The following is a 19,401-nucleotide window of genomic DNA, read 5'->3' as shown; positions in this document are numbered from 1 at the left end:
TCACCAGACTTGTTTACTGAAATCCCAAATCTTACTTGGCTTGATGATGAACAAGTTACAGGGAGACAGACTTACACGGTACGTCTCCTTGCAGCTACCCATAAGGAAGAAATAGAGACGTTCATGTTCTATAAAACCGATGAGGTTCCTGATTTTGTTGTCGTTGATTTTGAAAAAGGAGAACAAGTGGAAGGGGGGTGTCCTTTTTGTGATGGCACGATGCACATAGCGAAAGACGCCCCAAGAGACTAATCGATGCTTGGGACGCGCTTTTGTTCTTCTAATGCATTCTCTTTAACGTATATAGAAACGGTGGCACTTTTCACACGGAACTGACCGAAGCCGTCCTTTGTAATTTTTACGCGTGAGGGATGATTTCCTGTTAGGTCTATCCAGATTTGTCCAGCGAATTTTTTTCCTACATACATGCGTTTTTTTCCATCATCACCATTAGTCATGACTACGGCACACCCTGACCCTGGAATGTCCGAGACGCCTTTTCTTACCCAGCCAATCGTATTTCCATGATCAAAATAGTCTTTTTGGTCACCGTATGCGAAATGATATCTTGCATCTAAGATTGGATCAATCATATCTTTTTTACCTTGGATCGGATTCTCACCATTTATACCAATATAGTCTCCGTAAAACACGCATGGATAACCATCTTTACGAAGGAGGATGAGGGCGTATGCCAAAGGTTTGAACCAGTCTTCCACCCAGGACTCCAAGGCTTCTTGAGGCTGCGAATCATGATTATCAACAAATGTCACTGCGTTCGTTGGATGAGTACCCACAAGGGTGTCTTCAAAAATCTTACTTAAATCATAATTACGACCAGCTAGCGAAGCTTCGTGAAAGTGATAATGAAGACCTACATCAAATAAATCAATTTCGTAATCTACATAGTTTAAAAAGTTTTGACACGCTTCCAGGTCTGTGTTCCAAAACTCACCGACAAAGTAAAAATCTTTTCCGAATTTCAAACGCATGGTATGAACAAAAACAGAGATGAATTTATGATTAATATGTTTAATCGCATCTATCCGAAAACCGTCGCACTTGGTTGTGTTAATAAACCATTCACCCCAATAAATCATTTCAGCTTGTACGGCTGGATGATGGTAATCAATGTTAGCGAACATGAGATAATCATAGTTTCCAAATTCATTATCGACATGACTATTCCAACGTTTATTGTCTCCCAATATTTGATAAATTCCAATTTTATCCTCGTTGGCATCATAGTCCGTGCCATTAAAATGGTGATGGGACCATTGAAAGGAGGAATGTTTGCCATTTCGTGCAGGGAATGAAAACTTTGTCCATCCATCGATTTCAAAGGGCTCAGAGACAACTTTATTTCTATCATTAGGATCTACTTCGATCACTTCAAAGCGCTCCGTATCATCGGCACCGGCTTTATGATTCATGACAATATCTGAGTAAACTTGAATTCCTGCATTTTTACAAGCGACTATGCCTTCTAAGAGTTCTTGCTTTGTTCCGTATTTCGTTCGTACTGTACCCTTTTGATCAAACTCGCCTAAGTCGTAACCATCATATATCCCGTAGCCATTATCTTCCTGGCTTATACCCTTTGTTGCGGGGGGGATCCATAAAGCATCAATGCCATGCTCTTTTAATTCACTTGCTAGCAGGGCTAGACGATTCCAATGGTCACCGTCGTTTGCCAAGTGCCATTCGAAAAATTGCATCATCGTGTGATTACGTTCCATGGTATCTTCCTCATTTCACTAATTTTGTCTCTCTCATTTCTACTCGTATGGTGTCTCCTGATACTTATAATAATTGAGTCAATTTGAAAATAAATAAATGAGCGTGAGAGCGCCATTATTTAAAAAATATTGTGCGGGTAATTTTTACACTTAACTCTCTGTCTAAATCGCACTTATATTCTTCCTTAGGGATCTCCCTATCGTATCTAAATGTCCAGTCGCTATAATGTGTTTACCAACCTTGAACAAAAAGCTTAATGTCTCTGTGACCATTAAAAATTCTATGGTGAAAAATATTAGAACATCTTTCCTCAAAGGCAAATTTATCGATATCAAAATGATGGTAAAGTGTAGCTTGAGCACCCCACATATATGAAGGATAGACATTACATCTTCCTCCGCCCAATCCATGATCATATTTTCCCAATATGGGAATTTTTCAAACTGAAAGTGCTCAATAGGAGCCCTTGTAATAATCATTCCGTCAAATCTGTGATTATGTAACTAATCAATTTAAGGGGGTGATCCTAATAGTGAAATCGCTATCTTCTCACTATTTAGGGTAGATTTATTGAAGACTTGTAAGGATGATGGGAGGAAGGGTGATACGTTGACTATACTAAAAATTATAGGACTACCTATTTTTCTTACCGGGGCGATTTTAATATTGGGTCCGAATTTTGATTTTAGTTTAGCAACACGAATAAGTGCGGTTATACTGCGGTCACGTGGTCACACATTTGACCACGTAAAGGTAAACTGGGAATAAAAATCATAGGATGAAAACTTGTTTCCTTTTGTTAGTATCACTGAAAGTACAGTGTAATTAAAAGTGATTAAATGCGATTAAATGCGATTAAATGCGATTAAAAGGAGGACCTTAGACAAATCATGTGAAGTGCATGCTGTAGTTCCACTAATATAATCCACAATTGACATAATGGCTTTATATAAAAAGAAACACTTGTTTGTTGACGAATTGTTGACCGAATCCGTCAACAGCCTTCATTTTAGTTCCTATTATATCCTATAAACAATTCAGAGAATGCTATTATATCAACTTTTGTGGGTATTCTTAGGTAGTGATCAAATGTTGTAATCGTGACTGGCAGCGTAGAGATCCTTCAAGTTATGAATTGATTGGTTCTACTGAATAAGGTCATAAAAATATATATCTAAATTCACCTTTATTTCCCTTAGTTCACTTTTTATATTGAAGTATTTAACTTAATCAGGGAATAGGAGGAATGAGGTAAGAGTTATCTATGAAGCTGTCTAATGTATGAATAAAGTCTACTTCTTAACCCAGGAGGTAGTCTTTTTTAATTTATATTATTTACGTAAAAAACAGAATCAAAATTAGATAGGTATATTTTAAAGACTGAAACTCGAGGTTCTGTAAAATATATCGCTTTATTTGCGCAAATTTTACGAAAAATAATTGACTACGTTTTCATAGAGTGTTAAATTACTAAATGTAAGCGATTTAATTTATTTATTTACGTAAAAAAAGGAGGTAAAAAATGAATGTTGGTTATATGACTAATGCATTTGGTCCTTTAGTAGGTTCAGGCGGCGGAGTAACTAGTATTAAAGACGTACGCTATGAAACTATGTGTAAGGATGAAGAAGTTTTTCGGAAAATCCAGAGCCAGGGGTTCAACGGTGTGGAAATGTTCGATGGCAACCTGGATCAATTTGCAAGTCATCCTAAAGAGCTTAAAGCAAAACTTCAGGAAATGGGGCTTTCACTCTATGGGGTGTACGCTGGCGCAAATTTTATTTATGAAGATGCATGGCAGGACGAACTGTGGCGCATTCAGCGTACAGCAAGAATTGCAGCTGAAGCAGGAGCGAAGCATCTCGTGCTAGGTGGTGGGGCGGTTCGAGCTTCGGGTGGAGAGCAAAAAGACATATCACGATTGGCAGCATCATTATCTGAGGCAGAATCTATAGTGTCCCAAGAAGGGTTAATTGCAAGTTATCATCCGCACTTAGGTTCCATGATTGAATCACCAAAACAAATTGATCAGCTTTTTTCTTGCTCATCTATAGCGTTTTGTCCTGATCTTGCGCACCTAGCGGCAGGCGGCGGTGACCCATTAGAAATTATCAAAAAGTACAGAGACCGAATTCCCTATATCCATTTGAAAGACTGGGATGGTGAAGGTTTTGTACCGTTAGGGCTTGGAATTATAGATCTCCTCGGTATTATTGACTTTCTTGAGGAACAATCGTATACAGGTGATTGGCTGGTAGAGATCGACGGTTATGATGGTGATCCTGTTGAAGCATGTAAAGTATCCTATCAATTTCTGAAAAATACTTCATTAAATAAAAATACTTAATAATTAGGTAAAGGAGAGAATTATAATGAAAAATATAAAAATTGGTCTTATTGGTGCTGGATTTATGGGGAAGGCACACGTTGTAGGTTACTCTAACGTACCAAAGCTATTTTGGCCTGCACCGGCTTCTCCAGAGCTGAAAACCGTATGTGACATAGATGAGGAAACAGCAAAGGATGCCAAAGATCGTTTTGGTTTCAAGGAATGGACGACTGACTGGCATGACATTATTAATGACCCGGAAATTGATGCAGTAAGTATCTGTACCCCGAATGATTCACACGCGAAAATTTCTATAGCTGCATTAGAAGCAGGTAAGCACGTACTTTGTGAGAAGCCTATCTCAAACAATCCTGAAGACGCAAAAGCTATGGCAGACGCAGCAGCGCAAGTATCATCCGATGGTATTATCGCAATGTGTGCTTACCAATACCGCCGTGTACCGGCAGTTGTTCAAGCTAAAAAACTGATCGAAGATGGTTCTATTGGCGACATTCTCAATATTCGTACAACCTATTTGCAAAGCTGGAGCGCAGATCCAGATTCACCTTTGTCCTGGAGATTTCAGAAGAAATATGCAGGAGCAGGGGCATTAGGAGATATTGGGACTCACGTTATAGATATAGCGCAGTACTTAGCCGGAGATATTGAAGAGGTAGTATCAAACGTTAGAACCTTCATTAAGGAAAGACCTGTACAGGAGGGTGGAGCAGACCTGCTTGGAACTGTGAAAGTAGATCCTGACGCAGCAAAAGAACCGGTGGATGTAGATGATGAGGCATCGTTTCTTGTCAATTTTAAAAATGGAGCTGTTGGAAGTATAGAGGCTACTCGGAATGCTTGGGGACGAAATAATTATATTACTGTAGAAGTTCATGGTACGAAGGGTTCGATCCTGTTCAATTACGAGCGTTTAAATGAACTCCAGGTAAGTTTCTCAGAAGACCCGGAGGACCGTCGAGGATTTAAAACGATTTATACGGGACCTGCTCATTCTTATGGGGAAGTAACATGGAATATTCCTGGTATGAATATTGGATATGGTGAATTGAAAACAATTGAAAGCTACGATTTTTTGAAAGCGATTGCTGATAAAAAACAGCCTTCTACTTCATTTAATGAGGCTTATAAGGTGGACCAAGTATGTGAAGCTGTGTTAGCTTCCGCAGAGTCACGCAGATGGGAGAAGGTAAAATGATTTCTCCTATAACTCAAAGTATTTCACTTTGGATTAAAAGGGGGAAAGAAATATGAGATTAAAGTTCGTTACAGGATTGTTTGTACTAATCACACTTTTAGTGGCTGGATGTAGTGCACAAAAAGGCAGCAGTGACGAGGTAATCTCAGAAGATATAGAAATGGATGTTGCTACAGAACCGATCACGATTAACCCTGATATCCCGGAATCAAAAATATATAGCGAAGGACCTCACGGAGAAGAGGCGGTATCTGCTCATACTCTTGAACTGACTGTGGAGGAAGCGAAAGAGATCAGTGAGGGAGACTATACAGCAGCTATAGCGATGCATTATGCAGGAAATGACTGGTCCCGAGCACAGATTGATGGGTTGAAGCAGACTTTCGCAAAAATGGGAGTTGAGGTTATAGCGGTTACAGATGGACAATTTAGCGTAGAGAAACAGGCCTCTGATATCGAAACATTGCTAGCAAGAGACCCGGATGTTCTCATCAGTGTACCAGTAGACCCAGTGTCCACAGCCAGTGCATACCGAAAGGCAGAAGAGGCTGGTGTTGAACTGGTATTTATGGACAATGTACCGAAAGGGTTTTCTCCTGGAGAGGATTATGTAAGCGTTGTCTCTGCGGATAACTATGGAAATGGTGTCATTGCTGCTCATAGCATGGCAGAGGAGCTAGGAGAAGAAGGGGAAATAGGGGTCATTTATCATGATGCTGACTATTTTGTAACGGCACAGCGGGTAGAGGCTTTTGAAAAGACAATCAACGAAGAATATCCTGACATTAAAATTGTCGAACGTGAAGGGATAGGGGAGCCAGAAGATGGAGAACGAGTGGCCAACGCCATGTTAACTCGGAATGCTGATTTGGATGGGTTATTTGTAGTGTGGGACGTACCGGCAGAAGGAGCCTTGGCGGCTGCTCGTTCGGCAGTATTGAAAGACCTGGTTATTACTACAATCGACCTAGGTTCAGGGGTAGCCCTTGATATGGCACGTGATCAAAATGTTAAAGGTATCGGTGCGCAGCTCCCTTATGATCAGGGAGTGACAGAAGCTATTCTTGCCGGATACGCTCTGTTAGATAAGGAAGCACCTCCTTATGTTGCGGTTCCACCTCTAGAAGTAACGCGAAATAACCTGCTTGAATCATGGGAGCTAGTGTATAACGAGGAAGTGCCACCAGAGATTCGAGGAGAAATGGAAAAAAAGTGAGGGGGTTTTGATCATGAAAAAGCTAAAGGTAGGAATGATTGGCGGCGGGTTTATGGCGAAGGCGCATTCACTCGCTATGACAGCAGCACCTATGTTTTTTGATGATGGTATCATTCTGGAAAAATACAAAATAGCAGATGTGTCAATGGAATCGGCAAAGGGGGCTGCTCACAAACTGGGGTTTGCTTCTTATACGGATAGCTGGCAAGAGATTATAGACGATAAAGAGATAGATATTGTTGACATTGTTACCCCAAACCATCTGCATGAGGAAATGGCTATAGCAGCGGCCGAAGCCGGAAAGCATATCATTTGTGAAAAGCCACTTGGTAGAAATTCTAAAGAAACAAGGCGAATGTTGCGTGCTGTAGAGAAAGCGGGAGTGAAGCACCAGGTAGCTTTTAATTACCGGAAAACGCCAGCTGTTGCACTAGCTAAAAAATACATTGAAGATGGAGAAATTGGCCGTATTCTCTCTTTTCGCGGCACATATTTACAGGATTGGTCCGCCCATCCTGACTCTCCACTTTCCTGGCGTTTCCAGGAATCATCAGCCGGATCTGGTGCACTAGGTGATATCGGTACCCACATTATTGATTTAGCGCATTATTTAGTAGCCGATATCGAACAGGTCATGGCGATGACAAAAACATGGGTTAAAGAGCGGCCCATTCAAGATGCAGGTACAGACTCTCTTGGAAACATTAAAGGAGATAGTTGTAAAAAAGGCTCCGTCGATGTAGATGATCAGCTGATGACACTGCTCCGTTTTGAAAATGGAGCAGTTGGAAGTTTGGAAGCTACAAGAAACGCCTGGGGTCGTCACAATTATTTGACATTTGAAATTCACGGGGAAAAAGGCTCTCTTTATTTTAACTATGAAAGGAGAGACGAGCTGCAGGTTTGTTTTTCGGAAGATCCTGATGACCGTCGCGGTTATAAAACAATTTATACAGGGGCAGCCCATCCATACGGAGATGGACTGTGGCCAATTCCAGGATTAGGTATCGGCTATAGTGAAGTAAAAATGGTGGAGATGCACGACTTTCTACAAGCTCTCCAGCAGGATACATCCTGTCAACCAAGTTTCTTAGAAGGTCATAGGATTAGTGAAGTAAGCGATGCTATTCTTCGTTCTGCAGCTAACAATCAATGGGAAATCACAAAGTCTTTATCTATATGAAATAAAAACTTTACTTGCTTTACGCAAAGCAAAGGGGCTGTAAGTATGGGCAATACGATACTCCGAATGAAGGAAATTGAAAAAGGATTTAATGGTAACACAGTGCTCGATAAAGTGAATTTTAATGTGAAAGCCGGAGAAGTCCATGCCTTGATGGGTGGAAACGGGGCTGGAAAATCTACATTGATGAAGATATTAACTGGGGTTTACCAGCTTGATCATGGAACGATTGAAATAGAGGATTCAAAAGTGAACTTCGAAAACCCTCGCGACGCTCAACATGCTGGCGTATCAATGATTTTTCAGGAATTCAGCCTTATTCCTAAATTGACCGTCGCTCAGAATATTTTTCTACATCGAGAGCCACGCACATCTCTGGGATTAATCGATGATAAAAAAATGATTAATGACAGCCAGCGCATTCTTGACGATATGGGGCTCTCTATTTCACCGAAAGATTTAGTTGAAAATCTCAGTGTTGGATATTGGCAGATGACAGAAATTGCAAAAGCACTCTCCATAAACACGAAAATATTAATTATGGATGAGCCAACCTCTACTTTGACAAAAACAGAGACAGAAGTACTATTCTCTCTGATTGATCAGCTAAAACAATCTGGAATCACTATTATTTATATTTCCCACCGGATGGATGAGATCTTTCAAGTGTGTGATCGAATTACCGTTCTAAGAAATGGAGCGAATGTCATAACGACTCCCTGCTCAGAAGTAACAATGGAAGAGCTGATTGATTATATTATTGGAGGCAACATGGTCAAATCCTTTGAGTGGGTAGAGAGGCCGAAAAAAGAAGGCCGGAAACCATTGCTAGAAGTGAAAAATCTACAATCCGGTTCCCGTGTTAAAAATGTTAGTTTTTCTCTCCATGGAGGTGAAATACTTGGTTTGGCAGGGCTGATGGGCAGTGGAAGGTCTGAAACCGTTCGGGCCATTTTTGGAGTGGACCCAGTAACTGGAGGAGAAGTGAAGGTCCGTGGTGATCAAGTTTCCTTTTCTTCACCTAAAGATGCCATTCGAAAAGGGGTGGGACTTGTACCGGAAGACCGTCGTTCGCAGGGCCTGGTGCTCGGTCATTCCGTGAGAGAAAACATGATTCTTTCCAGTCTGGACAAACTCTCGAAGAACAATGTGTTACAGAATCAGCAGGCAAATAAGGTAGTAGAAGAACTGGTAAAAAAACTAAATGTGAAAACAGATAGTACGCAAAAGACCATTTCACTTCTTTCCGGGGGAAATCAGCAAAAGGTAGTACTGGCTAAATGGTTGTTGAACGAAACAGAAATTTTATTGTTAGACGAACCTACGAGTGGAGTCGACATTGGGGCAAAAATAGAAATCATTGAAATTATCCGTGAGCTTGCAGATGCAGGGAAAGCTGTATTGGTCGTTTCTTCTGAAATGACGGAGCTATTGGCAATGAGCGACAGGGTTTTAATAATGAAAGATGGAGAGGTTACCAGTTCAATAGAAAGAAAAGATATTAAAGGTGAGGAGGATGTTGAACGTGCCATCCAAGGTGAAGGGTAAATTGATAAAATTTGATTGGAGACAATATATCGTATACATCGCTTTCGTTCTGGTTTTAATTTATTTTTCAATTACTTTAGCAGAGCAGGGATTTATGACTACTCATAATCTGCTAAATATCGCACGTCAAACCGCCATGATTTCTATTATGGGTGTTGCGATGACTTTTGTTATCTCATCTAAAGAGATTGATCTCTCCGTTGGTTCAGTTGCAGCTTTATCTGCTATAACTACTGCCCTGACGATGCAGGCAGGTTTGGGAATGATATCCGGTGTATTGGTAGGACTGGGTACAGGGCTGGCCATCGGATTTATAAACGGATATCTAGTTACAAGAGTAGCTATTCCGAGTTTTCTTGTTACGCTTGCCATGATGATGATCGCTCGTGGATTGGCAATGTGGGTGTCAGGTACTGCTCCCATTCCTATATTGAGTGATAGTTATATTTTCCTTTTTGGTTCTGGAAGTGTGTTAGGCATTCCCATTCTGCTAATTTGGACTCTTATAATTGCTGCTATAGGGCATGTTATTTTACGTAAATTCACCTTCGGCCGAGAAACGCTTGCTACCGGCGGAAACGAAATGGCTGCCACTTACTCGGGTATTAAGACCAATAGAATTAAGATGACAGTCTTTATGGCTTCTGGGATGATGGCGGGTCTGGCAGGCATGTTATACGCCGGACGTCTGCAGGCAGGACGTTTTACCTTCGGTGAAGGAGATGAGTTGTCGGTGATAGCTGCTGTTATTCTCGGTGGCACTAGTCTATTTGGTGGAGTAGGAACAGTAATAGGAACCGTCATTGGCTCCATCATGATAGGGACTATTAACAACGCGCTGATACTGCAAGGACTTGACGTTAGTCAACAAATGGTTGTTCAAGGCATTATTATAATTTTAGCGGTAGCATTTGGCCGAAAGAAAAAGTAGACATAACAACGGAGGAGAAGTAGGAATGAAAGTTGGTGTATTTACTGTTTTGTATCAGGATCTGCCTCTTGATGAGGTTCTTGATCGACTTCAGAACCTTGGCGTTCAAGCAGTAGAATTAGGAACAGGAAATTATCCAGGAAGGAATCATTGTGATCCGAAGGAATTACTTGGAAAGCCTGATAAAATACAAGAACTAAAAATGAAAATTCAGGATCGGGGAATGACAATTAGCGGTCTAAGCTGCCAGGGAAACCCGCTCCATCCCCAGAGCATAATTGCTCATGACCATCATCAGACATGGGAGAATACAATACGTTTAGCAGAGCAGTTAGAGGTAGAGGTTGTAAACTGTTTTTCTGGCTGTCCAGGAGACAGCCTTGACGCCCGCGTACCTAATTGGGTAACGTGCGCCTGGCCACCGGAGTATCTTGAGTTACGTAAGTGGCAATGGGAGGAAGTCGTCGTCCCTTATTGGAAAAAACAGTCCAGCTTTGCCTATCAACATGGAATAGAAAAAATTGCTATAGAGATGCATCCTGGATTTGTTGTTTATAATCCGGAAACAATGATCGAGCTGCGCCAGCGAGCGGGAAAGAACATTGGCGCAAATATAGACCCCAGTCACCTTATATGGCAGGGAATTGATCCAGTTGAAGCAATAAAGTATTTAGGGAAACACAAAGCCATCTATCATTTTCATGCAAAAGATACTTATTTGGACAAACGTAATATAGAAGTGAACGGGGTACTTGACTCCAAACACTATAGCAAGTTTTTAGAAAGAGCTTGGAGTTTTCGTTCCATAGGATACGGTCAATCTATGAAGAGATGGAAGGACATATTCAGCGCGCTAAAGGCAGTAGGCTTTGATGAGGTAATTTCTATTGAGCATGAAGATATGCTTGCATCTACAGAGGAAGGATTGGGAAAAGCAGTCCGAATGGTGCAGGAATCCATTCTAGAAGAAAAACCAGTCACTATGTGGTGGGCATGATTTTTTACGTAAAAAACCGGTGGAAAGTTGAATTTACTCCCGGCCGAGTTCATACTAAACGTGACAGGATATCAAACGAACCGGTTATTCTATATAAAATAAGAAATATATAGTGGAAGGGAGAAATCAGTTATGGCAAACATCCAAGAAATAGCAAAAATGGCAGGTGTTTCAGTTGCTACAGTTTCTCACGTAGTAAATCGAACAAGGTATGTTAGCCCTGAAACGGTGCAAAGGGTAGAAGAGGTCATTGATTCTTTAGAGGAATTGCCGAATTTTATCGTTAAAAAAAGAGGAGGAGGTCCAAAAGATCAAAAGCAGCAGATCCTGGTGTTTTCCACAGACATTTTTCACCCCTTTCAGGCTGATATTATTCAGGCACTGAAGGAGAAGACATCGGATATTAGTGAATTGCACATCGTGCATGTACAAGCAGAGGATTTACTACAAACATTGAGCAGCTATTCACTAGCCAATTCAAAACTAAATATAGGTAAAGTGTTACTGTTGGATCGACCATTGGGTAGATCACTTAAGGTCCATTCATCGTTGAAAGCAAGCCCTACAGTCGTTGTAAGTGAAAACGCTTTTGACTTTAATGAGAATGAGACAAATGAAGCCTACACAATTATATCTGACAACTATAAAGGAGCTTATGATTCAGTAAGACATTTGGTTAATCATGGGCACACAAAAATTGCGCTGGTGCATGACTGTTTTAAACAGGATGGAATGCCTGACGATATTCTAAAAGGGTACAAACATGCACTAAAGGACTGTGACATTACTTTATATAAGGAATATATAATAGAATCATCCTCAGTCGAAAATATTCATGAGATACTTTCTAGAAGAGAGCCACCCACGGCAATGATTATTACTAGTGAAACTGCGCTTCTTCAAGTACTTACTTTTTTAAACCGCCGAAATCTGCATTGTCCAGAAGATCTTTCCATTCTTTGTTTTAACGATCGGCGTTGGTTTGAATTATATAACCCAGCATTAACGGCTGTAAGACCAGACGTAGGGCAAATCAGCGACAAAATTCTTTCTTATATCATTAAAGAAGAGTATGACACTTCACAGGAAAACGACCCGTCTCATGTTCCAGTAAAGATACAGCTGCGCCAATCTACAGCCGGTATTGCACGCGGTCCGTTTGGAGAAAAAGCTGCATCCGTGGATTCGATCCAAATTACTGAACAGGAAATTGAAACAGTCCGCAGTAAAAAGCCTACGGCAGTGATTTCCTTCCATTATACAGGAGCTGCATGGATGCACCTTCATGAAAGAGGAATTCGTGATCTGTTTAACGAATTAGGAATTTCACTCCTTGCTGTAACAGACGCACATTTTGATCCAGCCATGCAGAATAAGCAACTTGAAGGTTTAATGGCACTTGATCCAGACATAGTGATTGCTATTCCCACTGAAAATAATAAGACCTCCGAAATCTTTAAAAAGATTGGAAAGAGCAGGTCTAAGCTCATATTAATTACAAATATTCCTCATGGAATGGAGCAGGAAGATTATACTAGCTGTGTTTCTGTGAATGAGTGGTCACACGGTCGCCTGGCCGGCAGTGGGCTTGGTAGTACAATGAGGGAAGAGGGCCGCAAACGAATCGGACTGTTATCGTTTGACTCTGATTTTTATGCAACCAATCAGCGTGATACAGCGGCTCACCAAATTCTCGTTGAAGAATATCCAGACCTAGAGGTTGTGGGAGAAGAGCAATTTAAAGATGAGAGTGAAGTCATTGAGAAAACAAAAAAACTCATACATGAACATCCTGCCATAGAGGGTATATATGTTTCATGGGAAGGGCCAGCCACTAAAGTGCTTGAGGCTTTAAAAGAATTAGACAGGGAGGACATTCTAATCGGTACCGCTGATTTAGATTATAAATTGGCATTGAATATGGCTAATGGAAAAAACATTAAAAAAATTAGTGCCCAGCTGCCATATGATCAAGGGAGGGCGCTTGCTCTTGCAGCTGCCAATGCGGTTCTCGATAAATATGTTCCAAAATTTATCGGCGTTGAACCAGTGGAAGTAACGCAGGAGAACCTTTTGAAAATGTGGAAACGTATTTTTCATGAGAGTGCTTCAAAAGAAATTGTAGAAGCAGTTAAAGCCAACCCATATTATCTTCCTTCAAAAATATAAAGAGGATAAGGTAATGATTAAGTAGATGCAGTTGAGGTATAAGTGTAAGACATTTTAATGTAACACCACATGGATTCCCATTGAAGATGACGGACCTGATGTCGTGTTAACCACTTATTTTATCCATAACAATACTAAAAATCGCAATACGCTTCGGAGTTCTAGTTGGAAACGCTAGAAGTGAAGTTGGCAGTTGTATTTTCATCAAGGAACAATTACCAATAGGCCAATACCTGATTAGAAGTGTAGAATAGGAAATCCCAACTTGGGGATTTCCTATTTTTTTTAGTTATCTCCCTTAGTGCTCGTACTAACTAAAGGGTTTTTATGACGCAAATATATTGAGGTAAGGCCTAAAAACTCTAAGCACAGCTTGAGTTCACTTACAATCGCGTCTAGTAAGCGTAAATATTGTTCTTCTCCCTACTCCCTCTTATACCGATTTAATTTTTATGAAATATTAAAAGGTCAGGGGTTTCATTTAGAGAAATATATTAAACAGGTAAAAGCAAAATTTTAAAACAGAGTCATAAAGATCTCTTATATGCTAGTTTATAATCAGAAAATTCTAATAAGACAAAAATATAAAAAGTTAATTACAAAATTTTAAAACAACAGCTAGAAAATCTTCGTTAGACTTTTTAAGTGAGGAGGAACTCAATTTGGCTGAAGTGTTGCTTGTGGATAATGATAAACAGAGTCGGCAAGAGTTCTGTCAGATTATTCAAGCCAGTAAGTATAACTTTCTTTCTGTCTATGAATCAAGTACGGCTGATCGCGCTTTGTTTCTATTAAAACAAAATAAGCCTAGTTGTATGGTTGTTGATTTATCTTTGCCGGACATGGATGGTATTAAATTGGGACGAACTGCTTTGGAAATGTATCCAGATTTACCGGTGGTTGTAGTGACTCACTTAAAAATGTTTAGTCTCGTACAGGATGCTATCAATGCAGGATTTTCCGCTTATTTACTGAAAACGCTTTCTAAAGATAATTTAGTCGAAACCTTTGAACGGGTATTGACTCCCGAGCTGAGTAAGCAGATAAACAATTTCATGAACAGAGGGAAAGGTGGGATTGTATCTGATTTAAGTAAACCTATTGAGAGTGCTATTCATATTATTCAGGAGCGTTATAGCGAATCACTTACATTAAAAAATGTTTCCAATCAGGTATATTTGAGTCCCTCTTATTTTAGTAGGATGTTTAAAGATGAGACGGGGAAAAGTTTTGTCGAATATCTAGCTTTTGTCAGAATGCAAAAAGCAAAGACAACGCTCCGGCTGTCATCCCTTCCAATAGAAGTTATTGCTAATAATACGGGATTTACGACTGCAGGATATTTTGCCACAACATTTAAAAAGCATGTGGGGGTCACACCTAGTGAATACCGTGATCAATTCTATTGGAAAAATGAATCACGAACTATTAAAGCTTGAAGGGAGATAGCATATGCTTCCGATTTATAAAGAAATGAAACGATGTCGTTCCCTAATGAAGATAGGGGTTTTGGGTACTATCATTCGAACTGAAGGATCTACTTATCAAAAAGCTGGAGCAAAATGTTTTATTAGTGAAGATGGTATTGTAACTGGACTTGTAAGCGGAGGTTGTGTGGAAGGAGACCTAGGTGAATACGCCAAACACGTTATGGAGACTGGAAAATCTAAGAAAGTATTTTATGATTTCAGAGATGGAGGAGATGATTTATGGGGATTAGGGATTGGCTGTAACGGTTCGATTGAATTATATCTAGAACCGTTTTACCCTATGTGCTCTTCATCTATCGAAATGGAAGAGGGTTTATCTCGAGCGTTAAATAATTCAATATGCCTGCTTACCATTATTTCCTCAGAATATTCTGTATCAACTAAGAAAAAACGAATAATCATTGAGGAAGACGAAAGCCTTAATGAGATAAATGATGAGCGAATTAGGGATGAGTACAGTAAACGTTTAAAGCATAATGAAACAGGTCTTTATAAGGGTGAGGAGTTAGAGGTCTTTTTCGATTTCGTTACCCCTCCTCCTCATGTCATTGTGTTTGGGGCAGGACCTGACGCTGTGCCGCTTGTTGATGGAGTGAAACGATTGAATTGGCGAGTTTCTGTCATTGATCATCGTCCAGCGTTTGTTAGTGACGCACATTTTCCTGATGCGGATGACCTATTCTTGAACGAAAGAGGGACCTTTCCTGAAATAACATTGAACGAGTACTCGTTCATCGTCATAATGACCCACCATTTTGAACAAGACCAGCAAATATTGAATGAGCTGTTGAGAGCAAAAACAGGTTATATCGGGATCTTGGGTCCAAGGAAACGTACCTACCAGCTACTCGAAGGAATATCCAATGCCAAAGGCATTTCACAACAAGAACTGATTAATTTTTATAGTCCTATAGGGCTTGATATTGGGGCAAAAACTCCGGAAGAAATTTCCTGTAGCATTGTTACTGAGATGATCAATGTTCATCGCGGAGGTAATGGTATCTCACTTAAGATGACAAAGGGGCCTTATATATGGGAGCAAAAAAGAGAGGAGGAAGCATCATTGACAACCTGAAAAAAAGGGAAGTCTGGGGAATTGTTTTAGCTGCAGGTTTGTCTTCTCGTATGGACGCTCCGAAGATGCTTCTACCTTTCAGGGGAAAGACATTGGTTCGTTCAGTCATTGAGCAGGCAATCAACTCCACTCTGGATGAAGTAGTAGTAGTAGTAAACCCGGATGTGGCGGGTCTGGTCAATGAAGCAAGAATCCCTGGTGTTCGTAAAGTGATCTTGAACAGCAGAGCGAATAGAGGGTTATCAACTTCCGTACAAGCAGGATTGACAACACTGCCCGAACATGCAGAGGCTGCTTTATTCCTCCTTGGGGATCAACCTTATATAACAGAACGCGAAATAAATAAAGTAATTGAAAGATATAAAAAGACGAGGAACTCTTCCATCTATCAATCAACTTCTTTTGGTGTCAGGGGACACCCAGTGTTGTTCCATAGAGAGCTATTTGGTGAATTATTCAGCGTGTCCGGCGATGAAGGTGGAAGATCAGTTATTAAAAAATATAATCAGCAAGTTGAGTTAGTAGAGATGAGTACAAATCACCTTTTTGATATCGATACAAAAGGTGATTATGAAAAAGTGTTGAGTGAGGAGGTTTGTTCATGACTCAATCAATAGGTGCTCCTGTCAATCGAGTAGAAGATGATCGCTTATTAACCGGTCAGGGAAAGTACATGGATGATATTGGAACACCACCCAATACAGCTCAGGCTGCTATTTTGAGAAGTACATATCCTCATGCGGATATTATTTCAATCGACACGTCAGAAGCTGAAAAGGTAACGGGTGTGAAAGCAGTCATCACGGGTGAGCAAATCAAACAGTATATGAAACCTTTTAGTGTTGGTGTAAGCGCTCCCGTGAAATATTACCCGGTTGCTGTGGAAAAGGTTCGTTATGTTGGAGAGCCTGTAGCAGTAGTATTAGCTAAAAATCGATACATTGCTGAAGATGCGATGGAGAAAATAAAAGTGAAATACGAAGGACGCAAGCCGATTGTCGACATCGAAAAGTCCTTGGAACCTGATGCCCCGTTACTCCATGAAAATGTGGGTTCCAACATAGCAAATCATCGGACTTTCGATTACGGGGAGGTCAATCAGGCGTTCGAGCAAGCTGACCATATAATCAAGCATAAATACAATTTCCCCAAATACTCTGCAACACCTGTAGAGACATATGGAATCCTGGCAAGCTATGAAAATAGCGAAGACCGTTACACCATACATGCCAATTTTCACGGGCCATTTGTTATTCAGGCGGTAATGGCACAAGCATTAGGTATCCCTGGTAACAAACTAAGAATTGTAGTCCCTAAAGATATCGGGGGGAGCTATGGGATAAAAGCAGGGGCATTTCCATACATGGTTCTGTTAGCCATCGCCAGTCGTATTGCTGGTTGTCCAGTAAAGTGGATTGAAGATCGGCAAGAGCATTTATCAGCAAGCTCCAGCGGAACAGACCGAGTTACTTATATAGAGGCTGCGGTACAGAAAAGCGGCAAGGTAACAGGCCTAAGGATGAAAATGATAGACAATGTTGGCGCATATATACGAGCGCCTGAGCCTGCTTGTTTATATAGGACGCATGCTAATTCTACTGGAGCTTATGATATTCCTAATCTCCATATTGAAGCAATTGCAACCATGACTAATAAGTTGCCGACCGGACTTATAAGAGGATATGGCGGTCAAGAGCTTTATTTTCCATTAGAAAGGCTGATGCAGCGAGTTGCAAATGAACTTGATATGGACCCAGCAGATGTCATTAGAGAAAACATAATCAAGAAGCATCAGTTTCCTTATAAGACTGCTTCCGGAGGTATGTATGATAGCGGAGATTATGAAAAGGGATTTGAACTCGCGATTGAAACTGGCAACTATACAGAGTTTAGAAGAAAGCAGCAAGAGGCAAGAAAGAAAGGGAAAATTTTCGGTGTAGGACTTGCGAACATCGTGGAGCCTTCAGGTTCAAACATGGGATACATTACGGTGGCTTTAACTCCCGAGGAAAGAGCTTCTTCCCTCCCTAAATCCGGGTGTGCCGAAGCGGCAACCGTATCTATGGATCCGACGGGCAGCGTCAATGTGAGAATCAGCACTACTCCATCCGGTCAAGGTCATGAAACAGTGGCAGCCCAAATAATAGCTGATGTACTGGGTGTTCCGATGGATAAAGTCAATGTAGTGGCGGAATTAGACACTTCAACCAGCGCCTGGTCGATTGCATCAGGAAGTTATTCCAGTAGATTCGCATCCCTAGGATCCAGTGCAGTATTTTATGCAGCCCACAAGGTGAAATCTAAACTTTTTAAAATAGCGGCCCATCAGCTGCAGGTGGAAGCTAGTGAATTGGAATTAAAAGAAGGAAGTATATTTGTCAAAGACAATCCGGAACAGAAATATTCATTAAAGCGTGCTGTCGGTACAGCACATTGGAATCCTCTGGCTCTGCCAGAAGGAATGGAACCAGGTATCTATGAAACTTATTATTATACAGCTAAAAACACTGAACCGCCTGATGAACAGGATTTAATCAATTCTTCAGTGACCTATGGATTTGTCTCCGACCTGGTAACGGTAGAAATTGACCCGGAAACAGCAAATGTAGAGATTATCGATTATGTGACCATCCATGATGCAGGGAAATTATTAAACCCTAAAATTGTAGATGGACAAATATACGGCGGTCTTGCTCATGGGCTGGGTGGCGCCTTGTATGAAGAATTAGCCTATGACGCAAAAGGGCAATTTTTAACAGGATCTTTTATGGATTACCTTTGCCCGACTGCCCCGGAAATGCCAAAAGTAACGATAAAGCACATGGAGACTCCTTCACCGCTCACTCCCCTTGGAGCCAAAGGGCTTGGGGAAGGCAATACGATGAGTGCTCCTGTAGCTGTTGCCAATGCGGTTAGTGACGCATTGTCTCCTTATATTATTGAAATTGACACGCTTCCTTTAAGTCCAAATTATATATGGAGTCTTTTAGCAGAGTCAGATATTTATCAAAAACAAAAAGAGGTGAATGCATGATGGAAGGAAAAGGAAAATTGAGTTTGAATGCTGGGATTGAAAGATCATGGGAAGTATTAATGGATCCAAATGTACTTGAGAAATGCATTATGGGTTGTGAAAAGCTGGAACAGATTGAAGAAAATAAATATGAAGCAGAGCTGGCAATGGGTATTGCTGCAGTTAAAGGGAGATATTCCTCCACTATAGAGCTGGCAGATTTAGACAAGCCTAAGCACTACAAATTGATCGTAAAAGGGGAAGGAGGTCCTGGGACAGTAGAAGCCGTGGGTAACATAGACCTAGTAGCCGAGGATGAGACCGAAACTACACTTAAGTATACTTACGATGCAGAAGTTGGTGGGAAAGTCGCCATGATAGGTCAGCGGATGCTCGGTGGTGTTGCAAAAATGATTATTCAGGACTTCTTTAAGAAATTTAAAAAAGAGCTGGAAAACACAAAGCAGCATACTTGAATGGAAAGGAGGTTGAGT

General features: G+C 40.8%; 15 protein-coding genes and 1 pseudogene. 14 read left to right on the top strand and 2 right to left on the bottom strand.

The features are described 5' to 3' along the window. Window positions 1–9: 9 nt before the first annotated feature. Window positions 10–252, top strand: coding sequence for a hypothetical protein (locus B7E06_RS14130; RefSeq protein ID WP_082234606.1), 243 nt, complete (start codon window positions 10–12; stop codon window positions 250–252). Here the strand turns inward: B7E06_RS14130 and B7E06_RS14125 are convergent. Together B7E06_RS14125 and B7E06_RS22425 are read right to left on the bottom strand one after the other, a co-directional pair. Continuing rightward, window positions 249–1,739, bottom strand: coding sequence for an alpha-amylase (locus B7E06_RS14125; RefSeq protein WP_082234605.1), 1,491 nt, complete (start codon window positions 1,737–1,739; stop codon window positions 249–251). The two genes, B7E06_RS14130 and B7E06_RS14125, sit on opposite strands and share 4 nt — an antisense overlap. Before the next feature lie 162 nt (window positions 1,740–1,901). Further along, a pseudogene (locus B7E06_RS22425) lies at window positions 1,902–2,228 on the bottom strand (homoserine O-acetyltransferase/O-succinyltransferase family protein); the annotation flags it as partial. 1,034 nt (window positions 2,229–3,262) lie between these two features. Between B7E06_RS22425 and B7E06_RS14115 the strand changes: the two are divergent. The 13 genes from B7E06_RS14115 (at window position 3,263) to B7E06_RS14055 (ending at window position 19,383) form a co-directional block, all read left to right on the top strand. Next, window positions 3,263–4,087 (top strand): sugar phosphate isomerase/epimerase family protein, encoded by an 825-nt coding sequence (locus B7E06_RS14115; RefSeq protein ID WP_082234603.1) that lies wholly within the window; start codon window positions 3,263–3,265, stop codon window positions 4,085–4,087. Window positions 4,088–4,112: 25 nt separating this feature from the next. After that, window positions 4,113–5,285: a Gfo/Idh/MocA family protein gene (locus B7E06_RS14110; protein WP_082234602.1), complete on the top strand. Its 1,173-nt coding sequence runs from the start codon at window positions 4,113–4,115 to the stop codon at window positions 5,283–5,285. Between the two features lie 52 nt (window positions 5,286–5,337). Further along, on the top strand, window positions 5,338–6,501 hold the full coding sequence (locus B7E06_RS14105; RefSeq protein WP_082234601.1) for a substrate-binding domain-containing protein: 1,164 nt from the start codon (window positions 5,338–5,340) through the stop codon (window positions 6,499–6,501). A 13-nt stretch (window positions 6,502–6,514) separates the two neighbouring features. After that, complete coding sequence (locus tag B7E06_RS14100) at window positions 6,515–7,684, top strand: Gfo/Idh/MocA family protein (RefSeq protein WP_082234600.1); 1,170 nt, start codon at window positions 6,515–6,517, stop codon at window positions 7,682–7,684. A 45-nt stretch (window positions 7,685–7,729) separates the two neighbouring features. Beyond that, window positions 7,730–9,232: a sugar ABC transporter ATP-binding protein gene (locus B7E06_RS14095; protein WP_082234599.1), complete on the top strand. Its 1,503-nt coding sequence runs from the start codon at window positions 7,730–7,732 to the stop codon at window positions 9,230–9,232. After that, the gene (locus tag B7E06_RS14090) at window positions 9,210–10,163 is read left to right on the top strand and encodes an ABC transporter permease (RefSeq protein WP_245807743.1); all 954 of its coding nucleotides are present in this window, start codon (window positions 9,210–9,212) and stop codon (window positions 10,161–10,163) included. The genes B7E06_RS14095 and B7E06_RS14090 overlap by 23 nt, the downstream gene beginning before the upstream one ends. A gap of 25 nt (window positions 10,164–10,188) precedes the next feature. Further along, window positions 10,189–11,160, top strand: a complete 972-nt coding sequence (locus B7E06_RS14085; RefSeq protein WP_082234597.1) for a sugar phosphate isomerase/epimerase family protein — start codon at window positions 10,189–10,191, stop codon at window positions 11,158–11,160. A 132-nt stretch (window positions 11,161–11,292) separates the two neighbouring features. Further along, window positions 11,293–13,329 (top strand): LacI family DNA-binding transcriptional regulator, encoded by a 2,037-nt coding sequence (locus B7E06_RS14080; protein WP_082234596.1) that lies wholly within the window; start codon window positions 11,293–11,295, stop codon window positions 13,327–13,329. 671 nt (window positions 13,330–14,000) lie between these two features. After that, window positions 14,001–14,768 carry a helix-turn-helix domain-containing protein gene (locus tag B7E06_RS14075; protein ID WP_245807813.1) on the top strand — a complete coding sequence of 256 codons (768 nt, stop codon included), beginning with the start codon at window positions 14,001–14,003 and terminating at the stop codon, window positions 14,766–14,768. A gap of 13 nt (window positions 14,769–14,781) precedes the next feature. Further along, on the top strand, window positions 14,782–15,894 hold the full coding sequence (locus tag B7E06_RS14070; RefSeq protein WP_082234594.1) for an XdhC family protein: 1,113 nt from the start codon (window positions 14,782–14,784) through the stop codon (window positions 15,892–15,894). Next, entirely contained in the window at window positions 15,852–16,499 is a 648-nt protein-coding gene (locus tag B7E06_RS14065) for a nucleotidyltransferase family protein (protein WP_082234593.1), read from the top strand. The genes B7E06_RS14070 and B7E06_RS14065 overlap by 43 nt, the downstream gene beginning before the upstream one ends. Next, window positions 16,496–18,928 carry a xanthine dehydrogenase family protein molybdopterin-binding subunit gene (locus B7E06_RS14060; protein ID WP_082234592.1) on the top strand — a complete coding sequence of 811 codons (2,433 nt, stop codon included), beginning with the start codon at window positions 16,496–16,498 and terminating at the stop codon, window positions 18,926–18,928. Before B7E06_RS14065 ends, B7E06_RS14060 begins: the two co-directional genes overlap by 4 nt. Beyond that, the gene (locus B7E06_RS14055; protein WP_245807742.1) at window positions 18,925–19,383 is read left to right on the top strand and encodes an SRPBCC family protein; all 459 of its coding nucleotides are present in this window, start codon (window positions 18,925–18,927) and stop codon (window positions 19,381–19,383) included. The genes B7E06_RS14060 and B7E06_RS14055 overlap by 4 nt, the downstream gene beginning before the upstream one ends. The last annotated feature ends 18 nt before the right edge of the window (window positions 19,384–19,401 follow it).

The sequence above is a fragment of the Halobacillus massiliensis genome (genome assembly GCF_900166625.1).
Classification (GTDB): domain Bacteria; phylum Bacillota; class Bacilli; order Bacillales; family Halobacillaceae; genus Halobacillus_A; species Halobacillus_A massiliensis.
This window is presented reverse-complemented; position numbering and strand designations above follow the sequence as displayed.

Coding starts and splice junctions, on each gene's coding strand:
- B7E06_RS14125 (WP_082234605.1), bottom strand. CDS start 1,739: ATGGAACGTAATCACACGATGATGCAATTTTTCGAATGGCACTTGGCA.
- B7E06_RS14115 (WP_082234603.1), top strand. CDS start 3,263: ATGAATGTTGGTTATATGACTAATGCATTTGGTCCTTTAGTAGGTTCA.
- B7E06_RS14110 (WP_082234602.1), top strand. CDS start 4,113: ATGAAAAATATAAAAATTGGTCTTATTGGTGCTGGATTTATGGGGAAG.
- B7E06_RS14105 (WP_082234601.1), top strand. CDS start 5,338: ATGAGATTAAAGTTCGTTACAGGATTGTTTGTACTAATCACACTTTTA.
- B7E06_RS14100 (WP_082234600.1), top strand. CDS start 6,515: ATGAAAAAGCTAAAGGTAGGAATGATTGGCGGCGGGTTTATGGCGAAG.
- B7E06_RS14095 (WP_082234599.1), top strand. CDS start 7,730: ATGGGCAATACGATACTCCGAATGAAGGAAATTGAAAAAGGATTTAAT.
- B7E06_RS14085 (WP_082234597.1), top strand. CDS start 10,189: ATGAAAGTTGGTGTATTTACTGTTTTGTATCAGGATCTGCCTCTTGAT.
- B7E06_RS14080 (WP_082234596.1), top strand. CDS start 11,293: ATGGCAAACATCCAAGAAATAGCAAAAATGGCAGGTGTTTCAGTTGCT.
- B7E06_RS14070 (WP_082234594.1), top strand. CDS start 14,782: ATGCTTCCGATTTATAAAGAAATGAAACGATGTCGTTCCCTAATGAAG.
- B7E06_RS14065 (WP_082234593.1), top strand. CDS start 15,852: ATGGGAGCAAAAAAGAGAGGAGGAAGCATCATTGACAACCTGAAAAAA.
- B7E06_RS14060 (WP_082234592.1), top strand. CDS start 16,496: ATGACTCAATCAATAGGTGCTCCTGTCAATCGAGTAGAAGATGATCGC.
- B7E06_RS14055 (WP_245807742.1), top strand. CDS start 18,925: ATGATGGAAGGAAAAGGAAAATTGAGTTTGAATGCTGGGATTGAAAGA.